This window comes from Ekhidna sp., assembly GCF_965247405.1.
GTDB lineage: Bacteria > Bacteroidota > Bacteroidia > Cytophagales > Cyclobacteriaceae > Ekhidna.
The window spans coordinates 14,382-38,889 of sequence record NZ_OZ252014.1 but is presented as its reverse complement, the minus strand read 5'-3'; the positions used below and the strand labels follow the sequence as shown (position 1 = coordinate 38,889).

Below are 24,508 nucleotides of genomic sequence, written 5' to 3'. Positions count from 1 at the left end.
TCAATTTTTACGTGTTATGGATGTTCTGATAATCGAAGATGAGCCTGCTGCATCTGAGCAACTGTCACAGTTATTAAATGAGGTTGATTCATCAATCAATGTGATAGGGGTCATACGTTCACTAAATGAAGCCCGACAAACGCTACCGTCCACTTCTGCTGATTTGATCTTCATGGATATTCATTTAAATGACGGAATAAGTTTTTCCATTTTTGATTCCGTTAGAGTTGAAACACCCATCATATTTACCACCTCACGCGACGAATATGCAATAGATGCATTTAGTGTAAATAGTATCGATTACTTATTGAAGCCGGTATCAAAGTCAGATTTGACAAGAGCAATAGAGAAGTTTAGGCATCTTAAAATCAATCAGATAGACTTTGATCAACTAAATCGTTCGCTTCAAAAATCAAGCTATCAGAAAAGATTCATGGTCACCGCGGGGGAACGAATTGTATCGGTTAAAGTTGAGGAGATAGCCTATTTCTATGCAAAGGGAAAGTTAGTATACCTGTGTAGACATGATGGAATGAAGCATTTGATTGATCATACGCTTCAAGAGCTTGAGAATTTACTTGATCCCGATGATTTTTTTCGAATAAATCGTCAATTCATCATCCACCTGGAAGCCATCAAAGAAATGTTTTCTTTTTCTCGAAGCAGAATAAAAGTTGTTCTGGAACCGATTTTTTTAGAATCTGCAATTGTAAGCTCGGAGCGTGTCTCAGCATTTAAAAAATGGCTTAACAGATAGTTTAACGTATTCACTCCCATATTTTACGCGTTCATTCACATTTCCTGTGTATTAGGCTGCCGGGTAGAGATATTCACTTCTCATCACTAAATAATACACTTATGAAACGATTACTCACTTTCTGCATCTTATGGATGCCACTACTGATTTTTGCTCAAGGTTTATCCATTAAATCTTCAGTATCGCTTTCCAAATGGAAAGGAGACGGACTCGATATTGCTCATGAAAACCTTACTGGATTCTCTGTTGGAATGCTATATGGGATTCCGATCTCAGACAATTTAATAATGAATTTAGGGAGTCGATATACCTCTAATGGAACAGTACAAAGGTTCAGCGAATCTTCGAACATCATGGGTATAAGCTATCATGATCAATTGATCGTAAAGACGAAGAATCTCGATTTTCCAATACTAGCAGAATATTGGTTGAATGACAGGATTTATCTCATGGCAGGCCCATATGTATCATTTCTACTTTCCAATGAGGCCACTTTTACCTATACACAATGTATTGGTGAAGCGTGTATTGGAGAAAAAGAAAAATATGATTTAGATGATGCATTGGAATCAAATTCATTCGGAATGGAAATTGGAATTGGAACTTTGATCTTCAATGGATTACTAGTTGAAGTAAACTACTTAACAGGTTTATCATCATTAGTTGATCAGGAAGACCCTGTGAAAAACCAATCGTTTATGTTCACCCTTGGCTACAAATTCTAATGCTATGAAAAAGTTATATAAACTATTTACTGTTATTTGCCTGATCGCTCTGTCAAGCTGCACAGAGGAACTGGAATATGATACTGAAGGGATTTTGGTATTGAGCATCTATGATACATTTTCTGGCGAACCTGTTGTAAATGCAACTGTCATGGCGTATCGAACCATTGATGATTGGGCTTTTGATCAGCGAAGGGTTGATGTATTTGTATCGGATGAAAATGGTCAAATAATCATGTCAAAAGCCAAATCAGGCGAGTATTATTTTGACATTGTTTCAGATGCTAGAAACAACTGGGAGTATCCAATGGCTCACCATGTTGAAGACCTTTCAATCCACTTAAGTGAAGAACGAATTCACCGTAACATAAACGGTATTGTTTCGACCACCGAAGGAAGACAATGGCGAATTACAAGAGTTTTTGATCAAGACGGAAACGATCTGCCTGAATACGAATGCCTGACTGATAATATTGTCAACTTCACTAAAGCGGGTGCCTATGAGATGCATGAACAGCTTAATGATTGTGATTCTATAGCTGACTTCTTTGAAGCGAGTTGGTGGGGAGTGGGGGAACACTATTTAGGATTAGTCTATGACGATGGTGCGTCGGTTAAAGACTTACATATCAATGATTTATCAGAACAGAGCTTTATAGCAACAGAATATAGAGAAGATGTAACGATCAATTATCGCTATGAAAGAGTAGACTAAAATGAATAGGATGCTATCATGAGATATGGTAGCATCCTTATTTTTGATCTCACTTTAATCTTCTCCTAAATGCAAGTGATGCACATGCTCGTCGATTAGGTCAATTTGTTTGGTAACTTCCTTAACATACTTTTTCAGTTCATTCTCAAGGGCTTTCACTTCTTTCTTGTACTCAGCCCCTTTTTCCCTGCCCAGGTTATTCTCTATTTCATTATAGGTATTGCATTCCTTATGAATAAACCGGCGAAAGGCCTTAGTGGTGTAGTCAGACTCTAGTGTTTGGATATCATCTAGTGTTGCTTTTGCCTCCGCATCTTTATTAGTTTCAAATTTTCTTGTGACAATTCCATACAAAAGCGTATCATAGTGATGGATCTCATCAAGCATTTCAATAATTTTTTTTCTGTATACAGAATTTCCGCAAAAACTGCCCAGGCCTTCATAAGTTTGCAGCTTTTCAGCTTCATTATCCCAATTGATGGTTAAGTCATCAACGGCTTTTACCACTTCAGCCTCAGTTTGTTGTGCATAGGAAGGAACGGTCAAAAGCAGGGTAATGGTTAGGAGAATACTGGTTTTCATGGTTAGATAGTTTGATAGATTTGATAATAGCTTGAGTAAGATAAATAAGTTAGAAAAGTTTGCCCAAAATAAAGCAAGTAGAAATGTCATTGAACCTGGAAAAGAATTATACAGTGAGGTTAAAGGTCACTGGGGACAGTTTTTTAAGAATGATAATGACATTGTAATAGAACTTGCCTGTGGTTGGGGAGAATATACGCTCTCACTAGCAGAAAAATACCCTGAAAGAAATTTCATTGGAATAGACATTAAGGGAGATCGTATCTGGAAGGGGAGCCAGTATGCCCAAAAGAATGAATTGGTTAATGTTGCTTTTCTGCGAACTCATATCATAGAAATTCTTGGTTTATTTGATGAATCTGAAGTAGATGAGATTTGGTTGACATTTCCAGACCCTCGCCCCAAAGATCGGGATGAGAAGCATCGCCTATCTAACAAATCATTTCTGGAAAAGTATCAATCCATTCTGAAGCCGGATGGCTGGTTTAAATTTAAGACTGACAATACCGACCTTTTTGAATACACCCTTCAGGTACTGACCGATTTCAAGGTTAAAGATCATGAATTCACGTTTGACCTGTACAATTCTCCAATGCTAGAAGAGCATCATGGCATTAAAACAAAATACGAGCGTATCTGGACAGAGAAAGGGGAGAAGATCAAGTATATGAAGTTTCGGTTTGACAATTAACGATACTCCGGATTCTCAAAATTCCATCTTGTACCGTCATCCCAGTCTTTTCGAGAGTTACCATAGGTAGGATACCCATCATTTTCTTTTAGCATCTTGGCTAAATGCATGAGGTTGTAGGTCATGAATGTTGTATTTCTATTTGTGAAAGTATTTTCGTAAGCATTGGCTTCCTTGTCCATGTAGCTAGGGCCTGGACCTGCTTCACCAATCCACCCGCAATCGGCCTGAGGTGGAATGGAATACCCCAGGTGCTGCAGCGCATATAGCATTCCCATCGCACAGTGTTTGATACCATCTTCATTTCCAGTAATGACACATCCACCTACTTTTCCATAATAGATATATTGGCCTTTATCATTTTGCTTGCCACTCATACCATAAAGCCGCTCGATTAATTTCGTTGCTACAGATGATTTCTCTCCCAACCAGATCGGTGTTCCGATAACCAGAATATCTGCCTTCATTACTTTCTTAAAAACTTCTGGAAATTCATCTGCATCATATCCATGCTCGGTCATATCCGGATATACTCCGTAGGGTACATCATGATCAACCAATCGCACATATTCCACGGAAACACATTCTTTTTCCATGATGTCCATGGATACCTGCATCAGCCCCTGAGTATGGCTTTGACGTGGGGATTTCTTAAGGGTACAGTTGATGAAAATTGCCGAAAGTGAAGAGAAGTCAGGTTTGGTCATGAGATTGAATTTATTTAAAGCGATCTTTGCATTCCCATTATTGAACACATCTATCAATAGCATGTTATAAGTCAGAATGTCCTTTCTAAAATTACAAAATATCCGGAAGAGCTATTCTGAAGAGCGCAAGGCATTCTCCTGCTCATCGTTGGAGATTGAAAAAGGAAAGAGAATAGGTATTGCAGGTGAGACAGGCTCAGGTAAATCTACATTGCTGAAAGTAATCGCTGGACTGGAGAAGCCGGAAGAGGGATCTGTTTACCTGGAGGGAGAACCTGTATATCCCAAATTAGATCGTTTGATTCCCGGACATCCAAAGATGGCGTATTTGTCTCAATCATTCGAACTGCCCAAGTTTATTAAGGTCAGTGAGTTCCTCGACTCAGCAGAGGTAGATCAGGAACAGATAGACAAAATGGCCGCCATTTGTCGAATTGAAACGCTTCTTGAAAAGAATACCCGTGAATTATCAGGAGGCGAGCGACAAAGAGTGGCATTGTCCAAGACAATCTTAAAGGAACCAGAGGTGCTTTTGCTGGATGAGCCGTTTTCCAATTTAGACCCTCACCATGAACGGATCATAAAAGAAGTGATCAATGATATCAGTAGTGAGACAGGTGCGACTATTTTGATGGTTTCTCACGACCCCACGGATCTCTTACCCTGGGCGGACGAAATACTGGTGCTCAAAGATGGTATAATCATGCAGAAAGACCTTCCAAGATTGATTTATCATGATCCCGCTAATGACTATGTAGCTGGTTTGTTTGGATCTTATCAAGTCATTGATGGAACCAAATGGTCTTTATCGTCAAAGCATGTGATTGTCAGACCGGAACAGTTTACACTCAACAATCATGGAGTAGCGGGAGAGGTGAAGAACGTTCATTTCCATGGTAATTATGAGTTAATTGAGATAAGAGCGGATGGTCAAACCATTCAGGCACTGTCTTTTCCTGGTGAATATCAGAAAGGAGATAAAGTAGGTGTTGGCTTAAAATCTCAGGTAAGAAAAAAGGACCAATCAGTTGATTGATCCCATCACGCGCTCCATAAACTCGTTCATGGCTTCCTTCTTAGGTTTTCCCTCTTTGATTGCTTTTGCTACTTCAAGTGAGCCGTAGAAATTGGACAGCAATTCACCAATGACATCCAATTCCTCGTCCTTGATTCCTTTCGCTTCTGCCATGTGCTCGAGTAGTTCTACAGCCTCTATCACATAGTCCTCATCATTTTGCTCAATGAAGTCCAGGGTATGCTTAATTATTGGTAATCGCATGTATTATTTCTTTGATGTTTTCTTCCTTATTGCCAGCATTACTTGCTACTAGTTGTCCTCCTTTAAAACCAGCGAAAGTTGGTAGATTCTTTACCTCTGCCAATGCGCGTGATTTTGGTAGCTTCTCGGCATCCACATAAATAAATTTTACTCCTCCGTTTTCACCAGCCAATCGTTTGAATTTTGGTTTTACCAACCGACAATTTCCACACCAGGCTGCTCCATACTGTACAATTACCTGATCGTTTTCTTCAATCTCTCTTGCTAAATTATCTTCTGTTAAATCTATCATCATTTTATTCGTTTTGAATTTGACGCGAAGTTGCGATAGGATATATTTATGACTTAAATAAGGTCATTAAATTTTCTTATGAATCTACAGCAATTGGAATATGCACTCACGCTGGAACGTCTGGGATCATTTACCCATGCCGCAAAATCATTAGGCATGACCCAGCCGGCACTTAGTCTGCAAATCAAAAACCTGGAGAATGAGATTGGAATTTCCCTTTTCGATCGTTCCAAATCGAAGATTGAGCCGACGGAACAAGGTCTTAAATTTCTATTGCAAGCCGGTGAAATTGTTTCAGCTAGCAAGCAATTAAAAGCCTATGCCATCAGTCTGGGCAATGAATTTGAGGGTGTGCTCAAATTAGGTGTGATCCCAACGCTTTCTCCTTTTCTGATTCCCTTGTTTATAGATGAGTTCACCAATAAGTATCCTTCCATTACCATAGAAATCCATGAACAGCTAACGGAGCAAATTCTACAGCAAATCAGACTAGGGGAACTTGATGGGGGTATTATTTCTACGCCAATTGAACGACAAGGGATAGCTGTCAATCCGCTGTTTTATGAATCTTTCTTTTTGTATAAGAATGATGAGCAGTTTGATACCTCTAAAAGTTACAATATTTCGAATATTGAAATAGAGAATTTATGGTTACTTGAAGAAGGTAATTGTTTCAGAGATCAGGTGAATGACATTTGTTCCTATAAAAATATCAAATCTGCTACCAGACTAAAGTATCTGTGTAGCAGCATAGACTCGCTGATCCGCATGGTGGATCATTATGGAGGAGCGACTATACTTCCTGAGCTTACAACTTTAAGTTTAGGTTCTGATCAGGAAAGGCACCTGGCTTTGTTGGATGACAAAATAAGAGAAATAGGATTTGTGAGTCGAAAATTAAGCGGCAAGGAGCACCTGTTTGATGCTTTGATCACAACAATTAAAGAAAGTATTCCTGCCCGTATGAAAGAAAGAAGTGGGAGAGAAGTCGTAGATCCGGGGATTACAGTTGATTGGTGATCAAAAAAGCGACCCGGTCTTTGGTAAGGCCTGACGTCTCAAATGCATCAAATAAAGCTGTGCACATGCATGCGCATCGCTAAAGGCATCATGATGATTTAACGGGATTTTGTATTTCTTGCTTAAATAAGCCAACCCTCTGCGGTAAATTACTCTTGTGCATCGAACCTCGAAATCAGGCTGAACAATATCATAATATGCCAGGCTGCTTCTCAGGCAGTTGACATCAAAATTGGCATTGTGAGCCACCACTATCTGATCCTCGATTAAATGCCTGAAATCGAACCAAACCTCTTCAAAGAGGGGTGCATCCTTGGTATCGTCAGGCTGAATGCCATGCACTTCAATATTCTTATAGAAGTATTCATTTTTAGGAGGCTGAATCAACCGATTGATCTTCTCCACAATTTCACCATTTTCCATTCTTACAATTCCTACCTGACAAACGCTAGCGGGACTCCACGTAGCAGTTTCAAAATCAAGAGCTGAGAATGATTCGAGAGGCATGAGTTAAAGCTAAACAATCACACTCATGCAAAGGCTAACTAATTTTCAAATAATTGAATGAAGTTACCATCAGGATCCTTTATAATCACCATACGCTTGTTCAGCTTTTGATCCCGAACAATATCCCCATGAAATTCTACATCTGCAACCCGAAGATCATTGACCTTTTGATCAAAATCCTTTACTAAAAAACCAATTTTAAAGAGTCCGGGAGAAAACCTGGGAAGCTCTTTAAGTTCACCCTCAGCATTTTTGTTAGAAACTCCTTTGATTTCCAACAATTCCAGAAGAATACCATCACCTAATTGAAGGTTGGCCTGCTTAAAACCATTTTCTTCATTAGCCATTTCATTCAGGACTGAAAACCCAAAGTTTTCGGCATACCAGGTTTTAGAAAGTTCAATGTCTTCAACGATGATTGCTGTAAAATATGGTTTTACATTTTGGCAATAACCTAAAATCGTTAGGCATACGAATGTGAGAGTAATGAGGGGTCGCATTTTTTTTAAGGAATTAATACGCGAACAAGAGCGAAAAGATTAACGATTAAATCGGGTATGATTTTAACCCGTTCAATGATACATTCATCTAAAAGCGTGGATTATTCGTAGTTTATTTGAATCTTCCGTCCCTAAAAGGCTGGTTCAGGTCTAATTTTGGGTCTAAATCATCTTTCTTTTAATGCGATTCAGGCGCTTATTATATGTCTTGTTATTCTTCATCTCATTCGGAGAAGTAACAGCCAATGGGGATAATTGGTCAGATATATTAAAGCAAAAGAAAGGGACAGTTGAGTTTTATTGGTATCCAAATAACGTGATCATTGAAAATTCACTGGATATAATCGACGGTATAGAGCATGACCTTGCGGTATCCTTCATTGACTATTTAAATGAAAAATATGACCTCTCCATTGAATTAAAATGGATTGAAACAGATGGCTTTGAGGAAGTGATTCAAATTGTGCGTGAGGGTACGGGAGGAACTTTCGGCGCATCATCAATATCTATTACCAAGAAAAGAAGCGAGTATTTAAACTTTACCTCCCCGTATATGGCGGATGTGGCTGTTTTGATATCTAACGCCAACATGCCAATCGCCTTGAGCATTGATGAGCTTAGAAGCATCTTGCAAAACAACACTGCTATTTCAATTACAAATACCACTTTAGTTGAAGCTTTGAATGAGCTAAAGAGGAAGTTAAATATTGATTTTACCATTGATTATGTTAAAAATAGCGGGAATATCATTGATAAGATAAGTCAGGTGCCCAATAGTTTCGGATACGTGGATATTGCGAATTTCCTGGTAGCTGTGGACAACAATACGAATGTTAAAAGGCAGTTCTTTATGCCGATTAAGCTGGAAGGACTGGCATTAGTTTTCTCGAAGGGTAGCGACTGGAAAGTACCTGTTGATGATTACTTCAATAGTGATCAATTCCAGAAGGATAAACAGGTCATTATTACCAGGTATCTCGGAAGCAATGCTTCGCAAATAATTGACCGAATATCAAAATCTGCAGAAATAGGACCTCTGGAGGAAATTGTGCTTTCGAACAGAGAAAAAGAGGCTCAATATGAGAGACTTTTGGAAGCTTCCCGTCGTGATCAAAATTCTGAAATACTAACACTTGTATTGGCTAGTATCATTATTGTTGTTCTGATCGTGTTAGGATTGCTGTTTGCATTGTATCGGGTCAAATCTAAGAACAACGCCAGATTGCGCGCACAACGAAAACTGGCTGAAGATGCTAATGAGCAATTAAGGATGCTTAACGAGGAGAAAAACAGCCTTATTCAAATACTGGCCCATGATCTGCGTTCTCCGCTTTCAAATATTCTTAATGGCTCACAGATCATTGAATCAAGTGAAAAATTAAGTGATCAAGGCAACAGATTGCTTGGCTTCATTCTGGAATCATCCGAGAGAATGAGATCAATGATTGATAAGGTTTTAGATGTTGACGCAATTGAAACGGGAAAACTCAACATAAAGAATGAGGTATTCGACATGAATGAAATCATTGATCAGATAGTGAAGCAAAATGCCACTAAGGCATCTGACAAATTCATTAACATTCGAACAGATCTTGCAGATGATTTGAAGGTTCGAGCCGATAAAGTCTATTCTCAACAGGTTATTGAAAATCTGGTTTCTAATGCCATCAAATACAGCCCCATCAATTCTGAGGTTGAAATTTTAGCAAGACCAGAGAATAATATGGTAAGAATTTCAGTTGCTGATCAGGGCCCTGGTCTTACACCTGACGATCAAAAAAAGCTGTTCCGCAAATACCAGCAATTGAGCGCTAAACCAACGAAAGGAGAAATGTCCATAGGTCTTGGTCTTTCAATCGTTAAACTATTTACCGAAAGGATGGGAGGAAAAGTGGCTTACGAAACGGAAGTAAACAAGGGCACCACTTTTCATGTGTATTTGAGGCAACCTGCTGATTAGAGGTTTAAATACTTACGCTTTCATCTGCTCTTCAAACTTAATCAGGAAATCTACCAGGTTATCTTCTGTTTTCAGTCCCAACTTCTTTCTTAATCGATAGCGTGATGTTTTAACGCTATCTGGTTCAATACCCAGAACCTTAGCTGACTCTTTCAAATTCATATTCATCCTTAGTAGCGCACAAAGCTTGAGTTCAGCATTGCTAATATCTGGATACCTGTTTTTCAGTTCTCTAAAGAAACCATCATGCATCTGATCAAAAGTGAGCTGAAAGATCTTCCATTCATCATCTGATCGAAAGGTGTTATCAACAATACGATTGATTCTGGTAAGCTCCTTATTGGTATCAGGAGTTGAGCTTTTTCTCAATTCCTGTATCTTTTCTTTCAACTCCTCCATGAGTTGATTCTTTTGAAGAAAACTCATCGTGTAGGAAGTGATTTCTTTATTCTTCGCTCCAATTTCCTCTTTAAGCATCTGCAATTTCAACTGACTCGCTAGTTTCCCTCTTTTGTTCTTCTGATAAAATGAATAAAAGAGGAGGGAAGCGATTAAAATAATAGAGACAGAAGCAGTAATCAGGTTATTTCTGATCCCACGATCTATAGCCTTTTGCTTCTCTAGTTCTGCCAGTTGGCGATCTCGTCTTTCTGTTTCATATTGAATATTGAGCAAATCAATTTTTTCGGTGATATCGGAACTTCGTTGCTCATTATCCAGCTCTACCTCTTTTTTAAAGTGGTGAAACGCATTTTCAAAATCTCCCTTCTTCTCGGATAATTGTCTCATGTATCCGTAGATCAATTGCTGACTAAGGCGAGAATCAATTTCCTGAGCCAAAGCCAACCCATTTTGAAGATACGCTTCCGCCTCGTCAAAGCGGTTCATCTCAAACAAGGTTTTCCCCAGATTCGCATAAATGGTTGTAAGCAAGTTATTATCGTCACCTTCTTGGATGAATTTCATTGCTTCCACCAGATGACTGTATGCCTCCAGATTGTCAGAGTAGCCAATATCCGGATTGCCATCCAGATAAACATCAGCGATATTGTTATGCGCTCTGGCAACTCCAATCGAGTCGTTAATCTTTTTTCTGATTTGCATGGTTTCTCTGAAAAAGTGGATTGCTGAATCCTGATCGCCAATGTTACTGTAGATCACAGCCAGATTATTCAAGCCTCTACCCAGGTTGATGGAATCGCCTAAAGTCCGTATAATATCTAAACTTTCAAGAACGTAGGGTTTTCCACGCTCTGATTGTCCCAGGTCATCATAAATGGTACCAATATTAAGATTTATGAGTGCTATGCCACGCTGAAGGTCCAGCTCTTCGTAATATTCAAGAGCATCCAGGTAATAGGAAATGGCACTATCATAAACATCCCGTGCCCAATATGATATGCCAATGACGTGATTGGCACGTGCTTTGGCTAAATCGAAGTTCCATTCAGTTGCTTTGTCCAAAGCTAGTTCAGCAATTTGTTGCGTCAGCAGTGGATTATTACCATAAAAAGTAAATGCTGTATCACAAAGCCATATAGCCGTTTCTTCACTTTCGGGTTTAGTCTCAAGTACCTCTTTTATTTCATCGATTTGAGCGTGGACACGTAATGAGATGCCAAGGGCCCAAATGATAATGAAGCATTTCATGAAGGTAGCGCAGTTTCTTCCTACCAGAAAGTTAAATAATAGCAGGTTAATCCTCTTCGATCAGCTCTAATACATCCATGATCTGACCGTAATCCTTAAATCCAGGGCGATCTTCTTCCGTAGCTTCCAGTGCCAATCCGGGGAAATTACCGAGACTAACATCTGCTGTGATACCATAACCCTTCATTAACTTCAGATTTCCATTATAAAAACCAATCTGAGCGTCTATCTGATCAAATAGATTTTCATTGTCACAGTGAAACAGAACAAGTTTAGTGAGTTCATCCAGATAGCTAAGGGTTGACTTTATTTTAGACAGGTCTTCTTCATTCGTTATGGACAAACGAAAAATGAGGGGTTTTCCAAGAAGCCCAACCTTTTCTACCAGATCCAGATCAGCAATCTCGATGTAGTCTACTGGGTATTTTTTTATGGCTTCTTTTATCTGTTCGATAGAGGAGTCATGAAATTCACCAGCAAATTTCACTCCTGCCACCCATTCAGTGATTTCTTTGAAATCATCTTCAGCCACATGCGTCGATGAGTTTGGATCAATATTAAAACCTAAAACATCAACCATCATTCCTGCACAATATCGTGCGTCAGAGAGGTTGCTTATATTACTGATTTTGACAAAAGTCTTGAGTGCCATGAGATGAAATATTTTCTCGCGCAAAGAAAATCAACCATTCGAAACATTTTGAATTAATTTGCTGTTTTGACACGAAAAACATAAAAATGGCCGTAGAATTAAAAACTGACGAAGACTTCAAAAGCACAATAGACAACCATGAGAAAGTGGTGGTAAAATATTTCGCCGACTGGTGTGGGAGCTGTCGCTTGTTTGCTCCAAAATTCAGAAGACTGTCTGAAGATGATCGCTTTAAGGATGTCTCTTTCCTTGATGTAAATGCCGAGAAAAGCCCGGGAGCTCGTAAACTGGCAGGGGTGACAAATCTTCCATTTTTTGCTACCTTCAAAAATGGTGAATTAGTAGCGGGCCAGGCCACCAGTAAAGAAGATACAGTGGTTGAACTAATAAACGAACTCTAATGAAGATACCTGTTATTAAGCAACTTGTTGAGAAGTATTCAAAAGAGGAACTGGAGAAAGCAGAAGCAGCCATTGCAGAAGAACAGACTCCCCAAATTGAGATCCCAGGAGAAGATGAAGGTGAGCAGCTTACACATGCTTACGCTGCAATAGAGATCATCCAAAGTATGGAAGAAAACAACGTGGATTTCAAGACGGCTCTTAGAGAATACACCGGTAGGGTTCGTAATTCCATCTCATAGGAAATCTGGCTGACATTGCATACTTAAAATCCGTCCAATCTATTTACCACGTATGTGACTCAGCTATCTTAGCCAAGCAACATTTGATTTTATGGAAACAGCATATTTAGATACCACCAAAGACATATATAAACGTGCAGCAGAAACACCGGATATAGGTCTCTGTTGCACCACGACTCCCATTTGGGCATTTCCGGGCTTGGATATCCCCCGCATCATGCAGGAGATGAACTATGGATGTGGCAGCACCGTGCACCCTCGTGATCTCATCAACAACCCAAAAATCTTGTACGTGGGCGTTGGTGGTGGGATGGAGCTGTTACAATTCTCATATTTCAGCAGACAAACAGAAGGGGTCGTTGGTGTGGATGTCGTTGATGAAATGCTGGAGGCTTGTAAACGTAATTTCAAAGAAGCTGAGGCCTCAAACGAATGGTTTCAATCTGATTTTGTCAGCTTGCGAAAAGGAGATGCATTGAATCTACCAGTAGAAGATAATTCTATTGACGTGGCGGCTCAAAACTGTCTATTCAATATTTTCAAGGAAGAAGATTTGAAAAAGGCTTTACAAGAAATGTACCGTGTCCTCAAACCACATGGCCGATTGGTATTGTCTGACCCAGTTTCAGAGGATGAGATGCCAGAAAAGCTTAAGAATGATCCGGAATTAAGGGGGTTATGTTTAAGTGGGGCATTGCCATTAAAACAGTATATCGACATGATCACGGAAGTGGGTTTCGGCACTGTAGAAATAAGAGCCAAACGACCATATAGAATCCTGGATACCAAGCATTATGATACAGAAAAGCCGATTCATATAGAGAGTGTGGAAGTATGTGCAATTAAAGATCCTATGCCAGCTGATGGTCCCTGTGTTTTTACTGGGAAGACGGCCATATACACCGGACAGCAGGAATATTTTGATGATCATGCAGGGCATGTATTAATGTATAATCAACCATTGTCTGTTTGCGATAAAACTGCTGGCAATTTGGGGGCGCTAAAAAACCAAGATATTTATGTCAGCGAGAGTACTTATTTCTATGATGGTGGTGGGTGTTGCTGATTAGCACTACCTTTGCATAAATATTTGTATAAACCGTGGCTGTGAACCCGGCAGAAGTACGAAACAATGAGTAAAAAAGGACGAATTTTAGTCGCCATGAGTGGCGGCATAGATAGCTCACTCGCCGCAGTGATGCTCCACGAAGAAGGATACGAGGTGATAGGGATGACCATGAAAACATGGGATTATCAGACCTCAGGAGGAAGTAGCAAAGAAACAGGCTGTTGTAGTCTGGATTCCATTAACGACGCACGAAACATTGCCGTAAACCTTGGATTTCCACATTTTATCGTAGACATCAGAGAAGAGTTTGGTGATGCTGTCATCGACTATTTCACTGACGAATACATGGCTGGCAGAACGCCCAACCCATGTGTGATGTGCAATACCCATATTAAATGGGACGCTTTGCTTAGAAGAGCCGATAAGCTGGATTGTGAATACATAGCCACAGGCCATTACGCAAATATTCGTGAAGAGAACGATCGATTTGTCGTTTCTCGTGGTGTTGATGGATACAAAGATCAATCCTATGCTTTGTGGGGAATTTCACAGGAAAGCCTGAGTCGAACCAAGTATCCTCTTGGACATCTCAAGAAATCGGAAATCTATGATATGGCCAGGGAACGAGAGTTCTATGAGCTGGTATCTAAATCTGAATCGTACGAAATATGCTTTGTTCCTGATAATGATTACCGTGGATTCCTCAAGAGAAGAGTACCTGAGATGGAAAAAGAGGTAGCTGGAGGAGAGTTTGTACTGGAAGGAACAGGTGAAATAGTTGGTAAGCATGAAGGTTATCCATTCTACACGGTCGGCCAGCGAAAAGGCTTAGGTATCGCTTTAGGATATCCGGTATATGTGACTGAAATACAGAAAGATACAAATCGTGTGGTTTTAGGAACATTTGATGAATTAAGTCGCGATGGTATGTATGTAAAGCAGCTTAACATGCAGAAATATGCTAGCATTGAAGGGGAACGAAAAGACACCATCACAAAAGTACGATACAATGACAAGGGTAACCCTGCCGTTATTGAACAGGTTGGAGATACCATGAAAGTATATTTTGGAAATGGGGTTAGTGCCATTGCTCCAGGTCAGGCTGCCGTTTTCTACGAAGGTGATGATGTGATTGGTGGCGGTTGGATTACCTCAAGCTTTCACCAGAATAGAGAAAATTGATAACATTTAATCATACATCCACCTTGCCCCCTTCGAAGAAGAATTATCCACTTGAGGCGGTTCGACGATTCGGGATTATATGGATGTTTTTGATATTCCTTCTGACCTTTACAACCTCCTGCAACTCATCAAAAGAAGTTGGCCCGGAAACCGTAGGATATGACTTTTATCCATTAGTCGTTGGCAATTATCGGGTTTACGATGTAGAAGAGATCAACTACCTCATCACTGGTTTTGATACAGCCATTTATCAACTTCGGGAAATAATCACAGATTCCATTCCTTCGAATGATCAAACTACCTATCTCTTAAGAAGGGATATTCGTGAAAATGAACTAGATGAGTGGGAAAGTGACTCTGTCTGGACAGTCACGAGGACTACTAATTATCTTTCCATCACGGAAAACAACATTCCGTTTATCAAATTGACCTTCCCTGTAAAGGAAGGAAAAGAATGGGATGGAAACAGTTTAAATAGTAGGACAGAGCAGATCTATTATTATGAATCTATTGACACCCTCTTGGCTGATTCTCTTACATTGGATGATCAAATTCAGGTGGTCATTGAAGATGTTGAAGAAAACGTCACTGGTGTAGATTTAAGAAGTGAAGCGTATGTGAAAGGTATCGGTTTGGTTGAAAAAAACTATCTAACTCAAAAGAAGTGCACTTCCAGTGATTGTGGGCCAGACCTTGGAGAAGTAATTGCAGGTAGAGCTCTGCGACAGACATTAATTGAAATAGGAAATGAAGAATAAGTTTTGTTGGTTAATTACTTTCTTTCTGTGTGCTCAAATTGGTTTTTCACAGAGCCAGGTTAATAGGTATTTTGTTTATTTCACTGATAAGTCCGGGGATTTATATCCATATTCCATCTCCAATCCGGAAGATTTTTTGACGCAACGAGCCATCGACCGAAGGAATAATCAGGGCATAAGCATTACCGAAGAAGATTTACCAGTCTCCCCGACTTATGTTCAGGGACTCAAGGATGCCGGAATAGATGTTTTTTTTACTTCCAGATGGATGAATGGCGCATTAGTCAATGCCGATACCACTCTGCTTGACGACATTTCTCTGTTGTCATTTGTAGATAGCATAGCCTGGATAGCAGACACGACTAGACTAAGTTATGAAAAGGATATTCCTCCAAATCCGGAATCTTTTGACCCGCCTGTAGCAGTGGGAGGGAATTCAGATATACAGCTGGTCATGCTAGGAGCTGACAAGATGCATGAAGACAACATCAAAGGACAAGGGATGCTCATAGCAGTGCTGGATAATGGCTTCACAGGAGTGAATCAATTCACTCCATTTCAACATCTCTGGGACAATGATCGAATTGTTGCTACGAAAGATTTTGTTGAGAATTCAGGCAATGTGTTTCAGTTCGGAGATCATGGTACATCCGTTTTTTCCATTATCGCTTCAAATTATACTTCTTCGGAAGGTGACCTGATTGGCGTAGCTCCTGAAGCTGATTTTATTCTGTGTGTCACAGAAGAAGGCGGAAGTGAAGATCGGGTGGAAGAGTACAACTGGCTGCTCGGTGCTGAGTTTGCTGATAGCCTTGGAGCTGATGTGATCAATGCCTCATTAGGGTACAGTACATTTGATATTTCGGCACATGATTATACCAATGAAGATCTGGATGGGAAAACAGCGATCGTGTCCATAGCGGCTGAAATGGCTGCTAAGAAAGGTATGGTAGTGGTAACGAGTGCTGGTAATAGTGGAAGAAGAACACCTCCTGGCAATCTGATTAGCCATCCAGCAGACGCCAACAGAATTTTGGCTGTTGGAAGTGTGGATCCTAATTTCGAACGTTCAGATTTTAGTTCTGTTGGTCCTTCAACTGATGGACGAATTAAACCTGATGTTTCTGCTTTTGGTGATGGCACGGCAGTAATGAGGGGAAGTGGCTCGATTGAAAGGGGTGGTGGTACAAGCTTCGCTTCTCCTTTGATTGCGGGTTTTGCTGCATGCATCTGGCAGATGAACCCTGAAAGATCCTATAATGAAGTAATAGCTGCAATTAAAGAATCAGGCCACCTGGATGGCACCCCCGATAACATGCTAGGATGGGGAGTTCCTAATTACATCTATGCAAAAGATGTCAAAGCATTGAACATCAACGACATCCTTGAAGACAAAGTCACCTTTTATCCAAACCCATTTGTTGGGGATACCCTTTACCTAATTACAAAAGGAAAGTTTAAAGAAGGCATGCAAATCCGCATTCTGGATCCTAAAGGAAGTCTGGTCTTCAATAAGGAATTTAAACGGAAGGACATCAAAGAAAACATGGAATTGACCATTGACGGTAGTCAACAAGGAGTTTATTTCTTATTCTTGCAAACAGGAAATAATCAAAAGATCGTCAAACTCATCAATTTCTAATGTCCAAAAAGCTCATCGCCCCATCATTTCTTGCTGCAGACTTTGGTAACGTGCAGCAGGAAGTAGAAATGCTTAATAACAGCGAAGCGGATTACATCCACATTGATATCATGGATGGGGTGTTTGTTCCTAATATTTCTTTCGGCTTTCCGGTATGTCAGGCCATCCACAAACATGCAAAAAAACCGATGGACTTTCATCTGATGATTGAGCATGCTGATCCTTACCTGGAAGATTGCATGAAAGCAGGAGCGGAGATTATCACCGTTCACGAAGAGGCTTGCAGACACCTACACCGTACCGTCACTGAGATTAGAAAACTGGGAGCAAAAGCAGGGGTGGTGATCAACCCACACCGTCCAGTGAGTGCTCTGGAGGAGATTCTTCCATACGTTGATTTAGTGCTGCTTATGTCTGTAAATCCTGGTTTTGGTGGACAGAAATTCATTGAAACGACGTTTGAAAAAACGCGAAAGCTCAAAAAGATGGTCGATGAAATCAATCCGGAAATCATCATTGAGATTGATGGAGGTGTAAACGATCAGAACGCTGGTGAGCTTTTTAATGCGGGTGCAGATATGCTAGTGGCAGGAAGTTTCGTTTTTAAATCTGATGATCCGGCCCAAACCATCGCAAACCTCAAAAAAGCGTAATCCCTTGAGATCGCTAACGCTGCTAGTATTTCTCTTCATTTCAATCCCACTTGTCGCGCAAAATGAGGTAATTGAAGGAAGGATTGTGGATGAGGAAGGAGAACCGATTCCGGCTGTCAGCGTCATACTAAAAAACGACAGGACGAAAGGCACGGTTTCCAATCTGGATGGGTACTTTTTGCTAGAGTTGGATTCAGGAACCTACAATCTGATCTTCTCACATGTTCAGTATGGGTCGTATGAACTTTCAGAGATCCCTACCGGAGTAAGTGATTTTATCGTCACCATGAAACCGAAAACTACCCAATTGGATGATGTGGAAGTATCAGGCGAAAGGGATCGCGATCCCATTGACCCGGCTACTAAGATTGATGCTAAGTCCGCAAAGAACCTACCATCTGCTTTTGGGGATTTTAATAAGGTGCTACTCACACTCCCGGGGGTGGCTGGCAATAATGAATTGTCCTCTGCGTATAATGTTCGAGGTGGAAATTTTGATGAAAACCTGGTCTATGTAAACGATATCCCGGTTTACCGTCCATTTCTGGCCAATGCTGGCCGACAGGAAGGACTCAGTTTTGTCAACCCGGACCTGGTGGGTGATATTGACTTCTATGCAGGAGGTTGGGAATCTAAATACGGTGATAAACTCTCATCGTCCTTAAATATCGATTACAAAGAACCAGAGTCACTCGAAGGTCAGATTAATTTTGGATTGCTGGGAGGTTCCGCTTTCATCGGAAATCGGATTAATGATCATGTGCAATATCTGTTTGGTGCACGCCATAGAGACTCAAGATACTTGTTGAATACGCTGGAGACTGATGGTCAGTACCTGCCTACTTACAGCGATATACAAGGTTTTTTCACATTTGATTTAACGGGAAAGGGAAGTGAACAAATTAACCGAACCAAACTCAACTGGCTGCTTTCATATGGAAGAAATCGATACCTGACTCTACCGGTATCCCAAACCACTGATTTTGGATCGGTTTCCCAAAACCTAAGAATACAGACCGCATTTGATGGGAGAGAGGAATTGGATTATGATACCTATCAAAGTGGATTTAACCTGTCTCACAAATGGTCCAACCGGTTTCTGAGCCGATGGATAGTATCAGGTGTTTATACATCAGAACGTGAAAATTACAACGTGGAAGGAGCGTACCGAATCTGCGACATAGACAATAATCCGGGCTCGAACAGCTTCAATGAATGTGTGGTCGTACGGGGAATCGGCACCAATTTCAATTACGGAAGGAATACACTTGAGGCGCAGATATATAATGCGGAATGGAGAAATGAATACCTGCTTTCCGATTGGTCCATTTTGGAAGCGGGAATTGGTTTCAATAGAAACATTATTGATGATGAGTTAAATGAATATTCCTTTCTTGACTCTGCCGGTTTCGTTAACCTAAATGAAAGCACCTTCAATGAGCTTGAACTGGAAACTAATATCATTACAGGTTACCTTCAAACCACGCTTTTCTCCAAAGACTCTATGCATGCAGTGAATGTCGGAGCTAGGATCAACCACATGGACTATAACGATGAAACACTTTTTAGTCCTCGACTGATCTATAGATATAAACCAAACTGGGAGAAGGAAACGATTTTTCGGTTATCCGCAGGAAAATACAGCCAGCCACCTTTTTATCGAGAATTGAGGGACCAAAATGGAGATATTCAGGAAGATGTTCAAGCACAACAATCCATACACATCATCGGAGCAATGGAGCGCTTGATTACCTGGTGGAATCGGCCTTTCTTGTTCTCAGTTGAAGGATACTACAAGCACATGACCAACATGATTGCTTATGATATCGATAATGTGCGACTCAGATATTTTGCCAATAATGAGACAGAGGCGTTTGCCTATGGATTTGATTTTCGCATTAATGGAGAGTTTATACCGGGCACGCAATCCTGGTTTAGTCTGGGGATTTTGAATACCCAGGAAGACATAGTGGAAGATGATAAAGGATACATTCGAAGACCAACAGACCAACGGATTAACCTGGCGTTTTATTTTGAAGATCACCTTCCGGGAGATCCTACCATGCGCGTTTATGTTAACTCTGTGTTTGGCTCAGGTTATCCTTTAGGTCCACCCAATGAAATAAATGCGAGAAATATTTTCTCAGGTGATGAGTACTATCGGGTAGATCTGGGGATATCGAAATCATTCGAACTAAATAACAATAAGTACCTGAAAACCTTATGGTTAAGAGCGGAAGTATTGAATGTGCTGGGGGCTGACAATACCTTATCCTATTCCTGGATACAGGACGTCACGGGGGCACAATTAGCCATCCCCAATTCATTATCGGCAAGGTTTTTGAATTTCAAAATATCCGCAGACTTTTAGGTGATCATTCACCTATCTTTGTTTCACCATAATTAAAAAAAGGAAATGAATAGAATCACTCAATTATCCATGATACTCATAGCTGTTGTCATGCTGGCTTCATGTAACAGACAGGTAACCCGAATCAACCCGGATCAGCAAGTTGATCTCAGTGGTAGATGGAATGACACAGACTCAAAGCTAGTAGCCGAAGAAATGATTCAGGATGTAACTGGTAGACCATGGCACAATGACTTTCGCATTGAAAATGATCGTAAGCCTGTTGTGATTGTTGGCTATGTACAAAACAAAAGCGCTGAACACATTGAATCTGAAACGTTTATCAAAGACATAGAAAGAGAGTTTATCAACTCAGGCTTTGTTCGTGTCGTGTCCAATGCAGAATTCAGAGAAAAGCTACGCGAAGAGCGTGCTGAACAGGGTGAGTTTGCATCTCCAGAAACCCAGGCTAAGTGGGGAAAAGAACTGGGAGCTGACTTCATGATGTTTGGTGTAATCACGGCTGTAACAGATTCTTACAAAAAGGAAAAAGTGGTGAACTACAAAGTGAACCTTGAGCTCACGAATATCGAAACCAATGAAAAGGTTTGGATTGGAGACAAGGAGATCAAAAAGTACATCAAAAATTAATTCGAATGTGTTGTGGAGGTAGTGTAACCCTGCAACACATTTTTCCCAACGTATCCAAATCACCACACTTTCATGGTTTCCAGAAAGACCATATTCAGTATACCTGTATTTATTCTGCTGAGCGGATGCGCTTCGTTCTATCAGCTCAATTATGAGTTCAACAAGAATTTTGAGCAAGGCAATATTGAAGAAGCAGCAAACATCCTGGATCAGAATAAAAAGGCGGCAAAGAGCAAAACACGCTTTCTGTACTATGCCAACCAGGGTGTGGTTGAACATCTGCTAGGAAACTATCAGGAAAGTAATAAGTGGCTGGAGCAAGCTTACCTTTTTGGTGAAGATTATCATAAAAACTATTTGAACTTCGCCGCATCTTATTTCTTAAATCCCAACCTGATCGTTTACCCGGGTGAAGATCACGAACATTTAATGTTGCTTTATTACAAAGCATTAAACTTCCTGAAAATGGAAGATTATGATGCGGCATTGATAGAGTGCAGGCGGTTGAATCAAAGACTGTATGAGTTGGGAGATAAGTACTTATCCGAAAATAAGTATCAGAAAGACGCCTTCATCCACAATCTGATGGGCATCATTTACGATGCTTCCGGAGACTATAATAACGCCTTCATTGCATACCGGAATTCTTTGGAGATTTATCAAAATGAATTTTCTGAAATGTTTGGTTTGTCCGCTCCAGAACAACTGAAAAAGGATTTACTCAGGACTGCATCACTCGCTGGATTCCCTGAGGAGTTAGATAAATTCAGTGAAGAGCTTGGCATGGAATACACACCGCTATCACCTGCGACTGGAGGTGAATTGGTTTTCTTTTGGCACAATGGGCTGTCTCCTGTAAAAGACGAGTGGTCCATCAACTTTGTAGCCGTGAAAGGAGACGGAGGTCAGGTATTCTTTCAGAATGAAGAGTATGGCCTGAACTTTCCATTTTACTACGATACCAGCGAAGATGGCAATGCCAGCATCACAGACTTAACAGGTACCCGAGTGGCGTTCCCAAAATACGTGGAACGAGAACCATTTTTTCAGTACGCAAGCCTGGAAATGGAAAACTACTATTACCCACTCGAAATAGCCGAAGATATCAATGCAATTGCCTTTAAGACCTTACGAGAACGCATGCTAGAAGAGCTTGGCAAAGGGTTGTTACGGGTAGCCATTAAAAAGACGGTAGAAAAACAAGTCCGCAAAGAGGATGAAACACTCGGGTTTCTAGTGGGGCTTGTCAACTTTGCTTCCGAACAAGCGGACACCAGAAACTGGCAAACCATGCCTCACAGCATCCACTATTCACGTGTGCCATTAGAAGAAGGGGAGAATGAGGTCACCCTCCATACGGAAGGACCAAGAGGAGAGAGTTCTCAGACATTTACGTTTACAGGACATAAAGGCAAAACCCAATTCCAAACTTATCAGTCACTGGAGAGTAAGTCAACACTCTAAACTATCTGTCGAGTCGTTTTTCTTCCATGGTCACGTCCCTGTCTGTTCGGATGTGCATCTTGATATTTACCAGAAACTCTGTGCACCCGGAATCCACGAGTGCTTGCTGTGCGTCCTTTGCCACTTGCTGAAGTTTTTCATAAGGTCCCTGCATCACCGTTTCCATGGGAGTGATCAGATATGCTACCCCTGAATTTTGGATTACTTCAATAGCAGCATCTATCTTCTCATATACATTGCCCTCGCGCTCAAGAGGAACAACCTGTATCGCCAGCTGAATATTTTTGTCAGTCATAAGATCATATTTCCAGCGAAAATAAATCTTTGAATATTTAGACGAGGACTTTTCCCTATTTAGTTAAAAGGCTTTATTTTGAGGCATAATAATAACCAACCCTAAGCATGTTCACCGAGTACGAAATAGAGTCCATGATCGCTTATCCAGAAGTGCTGGAGGCTACCCAAACATTAAAAAAAGACTTTCTCAAGACTGAGGCTCCATACCTGGAAGTTAGTGATGAGGACTTCTTTTCTCTCATTATCATGACACCTACCATTGGCATTGCCATGGCAGATGGTAAGATTACTTTGTTTGAGGAAATGGCCTTAAACAAAAAGGCAAGAAAACTATCCAAAGGAGGGTATTTCATGAAGAAAGATCCGGTAGTTTATGCCATGAAGTTTTTGATAAAAAATTATTACAACTGGCAGGACAAGTTTTTCGATGTGCTGAAAATGACAATCAAAGTCACTTGCGGTCTGGATAGCATGGTACATGCTCCTGTAGAAAAGCATGAGCCAATCGATTATCACGAGTACCGCCAGGCTGTTCTACATTCACCATACCTATTGATTCGATTTATTGCCAGCTTTTTTCTGGAGAATGATGAAGATATCATTAATGAAAATCATAAAGTAGGTAAATCAGAATATCAGCGTATGCTTTTGATAGGTGAGAAGTTGGAGCTTGATCACATCCCTGTGTTCCAAATGTTTTGTAAGACCTTCCAATAATCTACGCCTAATTGATACGTTGTTGGTGGTAGTGATCAGATACATACTCATAGCTTTTTCAGGAATACTACTCCTATCATGTGGCAATGATGATGGCGTATCCACTTCTGCAGATGGGAACATTCAGGCATGGTTGGATTCTACCAGTATTTCAGCCTCGCGGGATGATGCCACAGGCATCTACTATTATGCTGATTCGTTAAATCCGTCCGGAGCACAAGTATCATCCGGAAGTGTTGCCGCCATCTATTACACCCTTAGCGACCTGAATGGAAATGTGATTGCAAGTCATCAGCGAAACAATGGGGACTCGCTGATCTTTAAGGTAGGAGCATCAGCTGTTTATCCGTTAGGGGTGGACAGGGGAGTGACTTTCATGCGGGTAGGGGAAATTTACAATTTCATACTCCCACCAGAGCAAGCATACCAGGATCTAACTTCAGGTGCAATTAATCCAAACCTAATCGCTCACCTGGAAATTCAGGTGGTAGGGGTTCATGCTGAGTCAGATCTGTTTGCTCAGGATATTACAGCTATCGATGATTACATCACCACAAATAATCTAAATGATACGGTGACCAATCCATTGAATAGGGTGGAGCAATTCTCTGCCTCAGGTATTTCTTACAAAAGACTAAGTGCAGGATCGGGAGCTCTGCCATTAAACGGTGATACAATCATTGTTGATTACAATGGCCGATTTCTCGATGACTCATCTTTTGGTAGCGAAACAGGATTTGAGTGGATTTATGGATCCAATGATCCTCGTGAACTACTTGTTGGTTTTGAATTTGGTGTGTCGTTGATGCAAACCGGTGAACGAGCGCTGATCATGATACCTTCCTCACAGGCTTATCGGGAGAGTGCTTTGGTAATCCCTGATTTTATTTCGAATGATTTGGTAGAAGATGACATCATTCCTGATTATGTTACTTCCATACCTCCTTACCATCCATTATTATTTGAGATTACGCGTGTAGATTAAAGACATTCAAAATGAATACAAGGACCATGAGCAATATATACTGTAAAAGGCTGTCCAGGC

General features: G+C 40.6%; 28 protein-coding genes. 19 read left to right on the top strand and 9 right to left on the bottom strand.

Annotation, left to right across the window (positions count from 1 at the left end):
* The first annotated feature begins 16 nt into the window (after positions 1–16).
* The 3 genes from ACP14Y_RS00200 (at position 17) to ACP14Y_RS00190 (ending at position 2,197) form a co-directional block, all read left to right on the top strand.
* On the top strand, positions 17–757 hold the full coding sequence (locus ACP14Y_RS00200) for a LytR/AlgR family response regulator transcription factor (RefSeq protein WP_424960951.1): 741 nt from the start codon (positions 17–19) through the stop codon (positions 755–757).
* Between the two features lie 101 nt (positions 758–858).
* Positions 859–1,482 (top strand): porin family protein, encoded by a 624-nt coding sequence (locus ACP14Y_RS00195; protein WP_424960950.1) that lies wholly within the window; start codon positions 859–861, stop codon positions 1,480–1,482.
* A gap of 4 nt (positions 1,483–1,486) precedes the next feature.
* Complete coding sequence (locus tag ACP14Y_RS00190; RefSeq protein ID WP_424960949.1) at positions 1,487–2,197, top strand: hypothetical protein; 711 nt, start codon at positions 1,487–1,489, stop codon at positions 2,195–2,197.
* A 54-nt stretch (positions 2,198–2,251) separates the two neighbouring features.
* Here the strand turns inward: ACP14Y_RS00190 and ACP14Y_RS00185 are convergent, their stop codons facing one another.
* Positions 2,252–2,779: a hypothetical protein gene (locus tag ACP14Y_RS00185; protein WP_424960948.1), complete on the bottom strand. Its 528-nt coding sequence runs from the start codon at positions 2,777–2,779 to the stop codon at positions 2,252–2,254.
* 31 nt (positions 2,780–2,810) lie between these two features.
* Between ACP14Y_RS00185 and trmB the strand changes: the two genes are divergently transcribed.
* The gene (gene trmB, locus ACP14Y_RS00180; protein ID WP_424960947.1) at positions 2,811–3,470 is read left to right on the top strand and encodes a tRNA (guanosine(46)-N7)-methyltransferase TrmB; all 660 of its coding nucleotides are present in this window, start codon (positions 2,811–2,813) and stop codon (positions 3,468–3,470) included.
* On the opposite strand, the gene ACP14Y_RS00175 is transcribed toward trmB, so the two are convergent.
* Positions 3,467–4,177, bottom strand: coding sequence for a flavodoxin family protein (locus tag ACP14Y_RS00175; protein WP_424960946.1), 711 nt, complete (start codon positions 4,175–4,177; stop codon positions 3,467–3,469). The two genes, trmB and ACP14Y_RS00175, sit on opposite strands and share 4 nt — an antisense overlap.
* Before the next feature lie 76 nt (positions 4,178–4,253).
* Here ACP14Y_RS00175 and ACP14Y_RS00170 point away from each other — a divergent pair, with 76 nt between their 5' ends.
* The gene (locus ACP14Y_RS00170) at positions 4,254–5,213 is read left to right on the top strand and encodes an ABC transporter ATP-binding protein (protein WP_424960945.1); all 960 of its coding nucleotides are present in this window, start codon (positions 4,254–4,256) and stop codon (positions 5,211–5,213) included.
* Here ACP14Y_RS00170 and ACP14Y_RS00165 read toward each other — a convergent pair.
* A complete protein-coding gene (locus ACP14Y_RS00165) occupies positions 5,202–5,456 on the bottom strand; it encodes a DUF6952 family protein (protein WP_424960944.1) in 255 nt (84 codons plus the stop codon). The two genes, ACP14Y_RS00170 and ACP14Y_RS00165, sit on opposite strands and share 12 nt — an antisense overlap.
* Positions 5,437–5,751 (bottom strand): thioredoxin family protein, encoded by a 315-nt coding sequence (locus ACP14Y_RS00160; protein WP_424960943.1) that lies wholly within the window; start codon positions 5,749–5,751, stop codon positions 5,437–5,439. The genes ACP14Y_RS00165 and ACP14Y_RS00160 overlap by 20 nt, the downstream gene beginning before the upstream one ends.
* A 75-nt stretch (positions 5,752–5,826) precedes the next feature.
* On the opposite strand from ACP14Y_RS00160, the gene ACP14Y_RS00155 reads away from it, so the two are divergent.
* A complete protein-coding gene (locus tag ACP14Y_RS00155) occupies positions 5,827–6,768 on the top strand; it encodes a LysR substrate-binding domain-containing protein (RefSeq protein WP_424960942.1) in 942 nt (313 codons plus the stop codon).
* Here the strand turns inward: ACP14Y_RS00155 and ACP14Y_RS00150 are convergent, their stop codons facing one another.
* Positions 6,769–7,275 carry an exonuclease domain-containing protein gene (locus ACP14Y_RS00150; RefSeq protein WP_424960941.1) on the bottom strand — a complete coding sequence of 169 codons (507 nt, stop codon included), beginning with the start codon at positions 7,273–7,275 and terminating at the stop codon, positions 6,769–6,771.
* A gap of 38 nt (positions 7,276–7,313) precedes the next feature.
* Positions 7,314–7,775 carry a VOC family protein gene (locus ACP14Y_RS00145; RefSeq protein WP_424960940.1) on the bottom strand — a complete coding sequence of 154 codons (462 nt, stop codon included), beginning with the start codon at positions 7,773–7,775 and terminating at the stop codon, positions 7,314–7,316.
* Positions 7,776–7,956: 181 nt separating this feature from the next.
* Here ACP14Y_RS00145 and ACP14Y_RS00140 point away from each other — a divergent pair, with 181 nt between their 5' ends.
* Positions 7,957–9,735 carry an ATP-binding protein gene (locus tag ACP14Y_RS00140; RefSeq protein ID WP_424960939.1) on the top strand — a complete coding sequence of 593 codons (1,779 nt, stop codon included), beginning with the start codon at positions 7,957–7,959 and terminating at the stop codon, positions 9,733–9,735.
* A gap of 12 nt (positions 9,736–9,747) precedes the next feature.
* Here the strand turns inward: ACP14Y_RS00140 and ACP14Y_RS00135 are convergent, their stop codons facing one another.
* Together ACP14Y_RS00135 and ACP14Y_RS00130 are read right to left on the bottom strand one after the other, a co-directional pair.
* Positions 9,748–11,385, bottom strand: coding sequence for a tetratricopeptide repeat protein (locus tag ACP14Y_RS00135; RefSeq protein ID WP_424960938.1), 1,638 nt, complete (start codon positions 11,383–11,385; stop codon positions 9,748–9,750).
* Positions 11,386–11,431: 46 nt separating this feature from the next.
* Positions 11,432–12,037, bottom strand: coding sequence for a hypothetical protein (locus tag ACP14Y_RS00130; protein ID WP_424960937.1), 606 nt, complete (start codon positions 12,035–12,037; stop codon positions 11,432–11,434).
* An 86-nt stretch (positions 12,038–12,123) separates the two neighbouring features.
* On the opposite strand from ACP14Y_RS00130, the gene ACP14Y_RS00125 reads away from it, so the two are divergent.
* The 10 genes from ACP14Y_RS00125 (at position 12,124) to ACP14Y_RS00080 (ending at position 22,449) form a co-directional block, all read left to right on the top strand.
* On the top strand, positions 12,124–12,438 hold the full coding sequence (locus ACP14Y_RS00125) for a thioredoxin family protein (protein ID WP_424960936.1): 315 nt from the start codon (positions 12,124–12,126) through the stop codon (positions 12,436–12,438).
* Positions 12,438–12,680 (top strand): DUF6952 family protein, encoded by a 243-nt coding sequence (locus ACP14Y_RS00120; protein WP_424960935.1) that lies wholly within the window; start codon positions 12,438–12,440, stop codon positions 12,678–12,680. Before ACP14Y_RS00125 ends, ACP14Y_RS00120 begins: the two co-directional genes overlap by 1 nt.
* A gap of 91 nt (positions 12,681–12,771) precedes the next feature.
* Positions 12,772–13,746 (top strand): arsenosugar biosynthesis arsenite methyltransferase ArsM, encoded by a 975-nt coding sequence (arsM, locus tag ACP14Y_RS00115; RefSeq protein WP_424960934.1) that lies wholly within the window; start codon positions 12,772–12,774, stop codon positions 13,744–13,746.
* 66 nt (positions 13,747–13,812) lie between these two features.
* On the top strand, positions 13,813–14,931 hold the full coding sequence (gene mnmA / locus ACP14Y_RS00110; protein WP_424960933.1) for a tRNA 2-thiouridine(34) synthase MnmA: 1,119 nt from the start codon (positions 13,813–13,815) through the stop codon (positions 14,929–14,931).
* Positions 14,928–15,689, top strand: a complete 762-nt coding sequence (locus ACP14Y_RS00105; protein WP_424960932.1) for a hypothetical protein — start codon at positions 14,928–14,930, stop codon at positions 15,687–15,689. The genes mnmA and ACP14Y_RS00105 overlap by 4 nt, the downstream gene beginning before the upstream one ends.
* Positions 15,679–17,331, top strand: a complete 1,653-nt coding sequence (locus ACP14Y_RS00100) for a S8 family serine peptidase (protein ID WP_424960930.1) — start codon at positions 15,679–15,681, stop codon at positions 17,329–17,331. The genes ACP14Y_RS00105 and ACP14Y_RS00100 overlap by 11 nt, the downstream gene beginning before the upstream one ends.
* Complete coding sequence (gene rpe, locus ACP14Y_RS00095) at positions 17,331–17,984, top strand: ribulose-phosphate 3-epimerase (RefSeq protein ID WP_424960929.1); 654 nt, start codon at positions 17,331–17,333, stop codon at positions 17,982–17,984. The genes ACP14Y_RS00100 and rpe overlap by 1 nt, the downstream gene beginning before the upstream one ends.
* Positions 17,985–17,988: 4 nt before the next feature.
* On the top strand, positions 17,989–20,355 hold the full coding sequence (locus ACP14Y_RS00090) for a TonB-dependent receptor (protein ID WP_424960928.1): 2,367 nt from the start codon (positions 17,989–17,991) through the stop codon (positions 20,353–20,355).
* A 45-nt stretch (positions 20,356–20,400) separates the two neighbouring features.
* On the top strand, positions 20,401–20,985 hold the full coding sequence (locus tag ACP14Y_RS00085) for a penicillin-binding protein activator LpoB (protein ID WP_349566926.1): 585 nt from the start codon (positions 20,401–20,403) through the stop codon (positions 20,983–20,985).
* 72 nt (positions 20,986–21,057) lie between these two features.
* Positions 21,058–22,449, top strand: a complete 1,392-nt coding sequence (locus ACP14Y_RS00080; RefSeq protein WP_424960927.1) for a COG3014 family protein — start codon at positions 21,058–21,060, stop codon at positions 22,447–22,449.
* Between the two features lies 1 nt (position 22,450).
* Here the strand turns inward: ACP14Y_RS00080 and ACP14Y_RS00075 are convergent, their stop codons facing one another.
* On the bottom strand, positions 22,451–22,744 hold the full coding sequence (locus ACP14Y_RS00075) for a thiamine-binding protein (RefSeq protein ID WP_424960926.1): 294 nt from the start codon (positions 22,742–22,744) through the stop codon (positions 22,451–22,453).
* 107 nt (positions 22,745–22,851) lie between these two features.
* Between ACP14Y_RS00075 and ACP14Y_RS00070 the strand changes: the two genes are divergently transcribed.
* Both ACP14Y_RS00070 and ACP14Y_RS00065 read left to right on the top strand, forming a co-directional pair.
* Positions 22,852–23,463 carry a hypothetical protein gene (locus tag ACP14Y_RS00070; RefSeq protein ID WP_424960925.1) on the top strand — a complete coding sequence of 204 codons (612 nt, stop codon included), beginning with the start codon at positions 22,852–22,854 and terminating at the stop codon, positions 23,461–23,463.
* A gap of 25 nt (positions 23,464–23,488) precedes the next feature.
* Entirely contained in the window at positions 23,489–24,448 is a 960-nt protein-coding gene (locus tag ACP14Y_RS00065) for an FKBP-type peptidyl-prolyl cis-trans isomerase (RefSeq protein ID WP_424964411.1), read from the top strand.
* Positions 24,449–24,508: the final 60 nt, after the last annotated feature.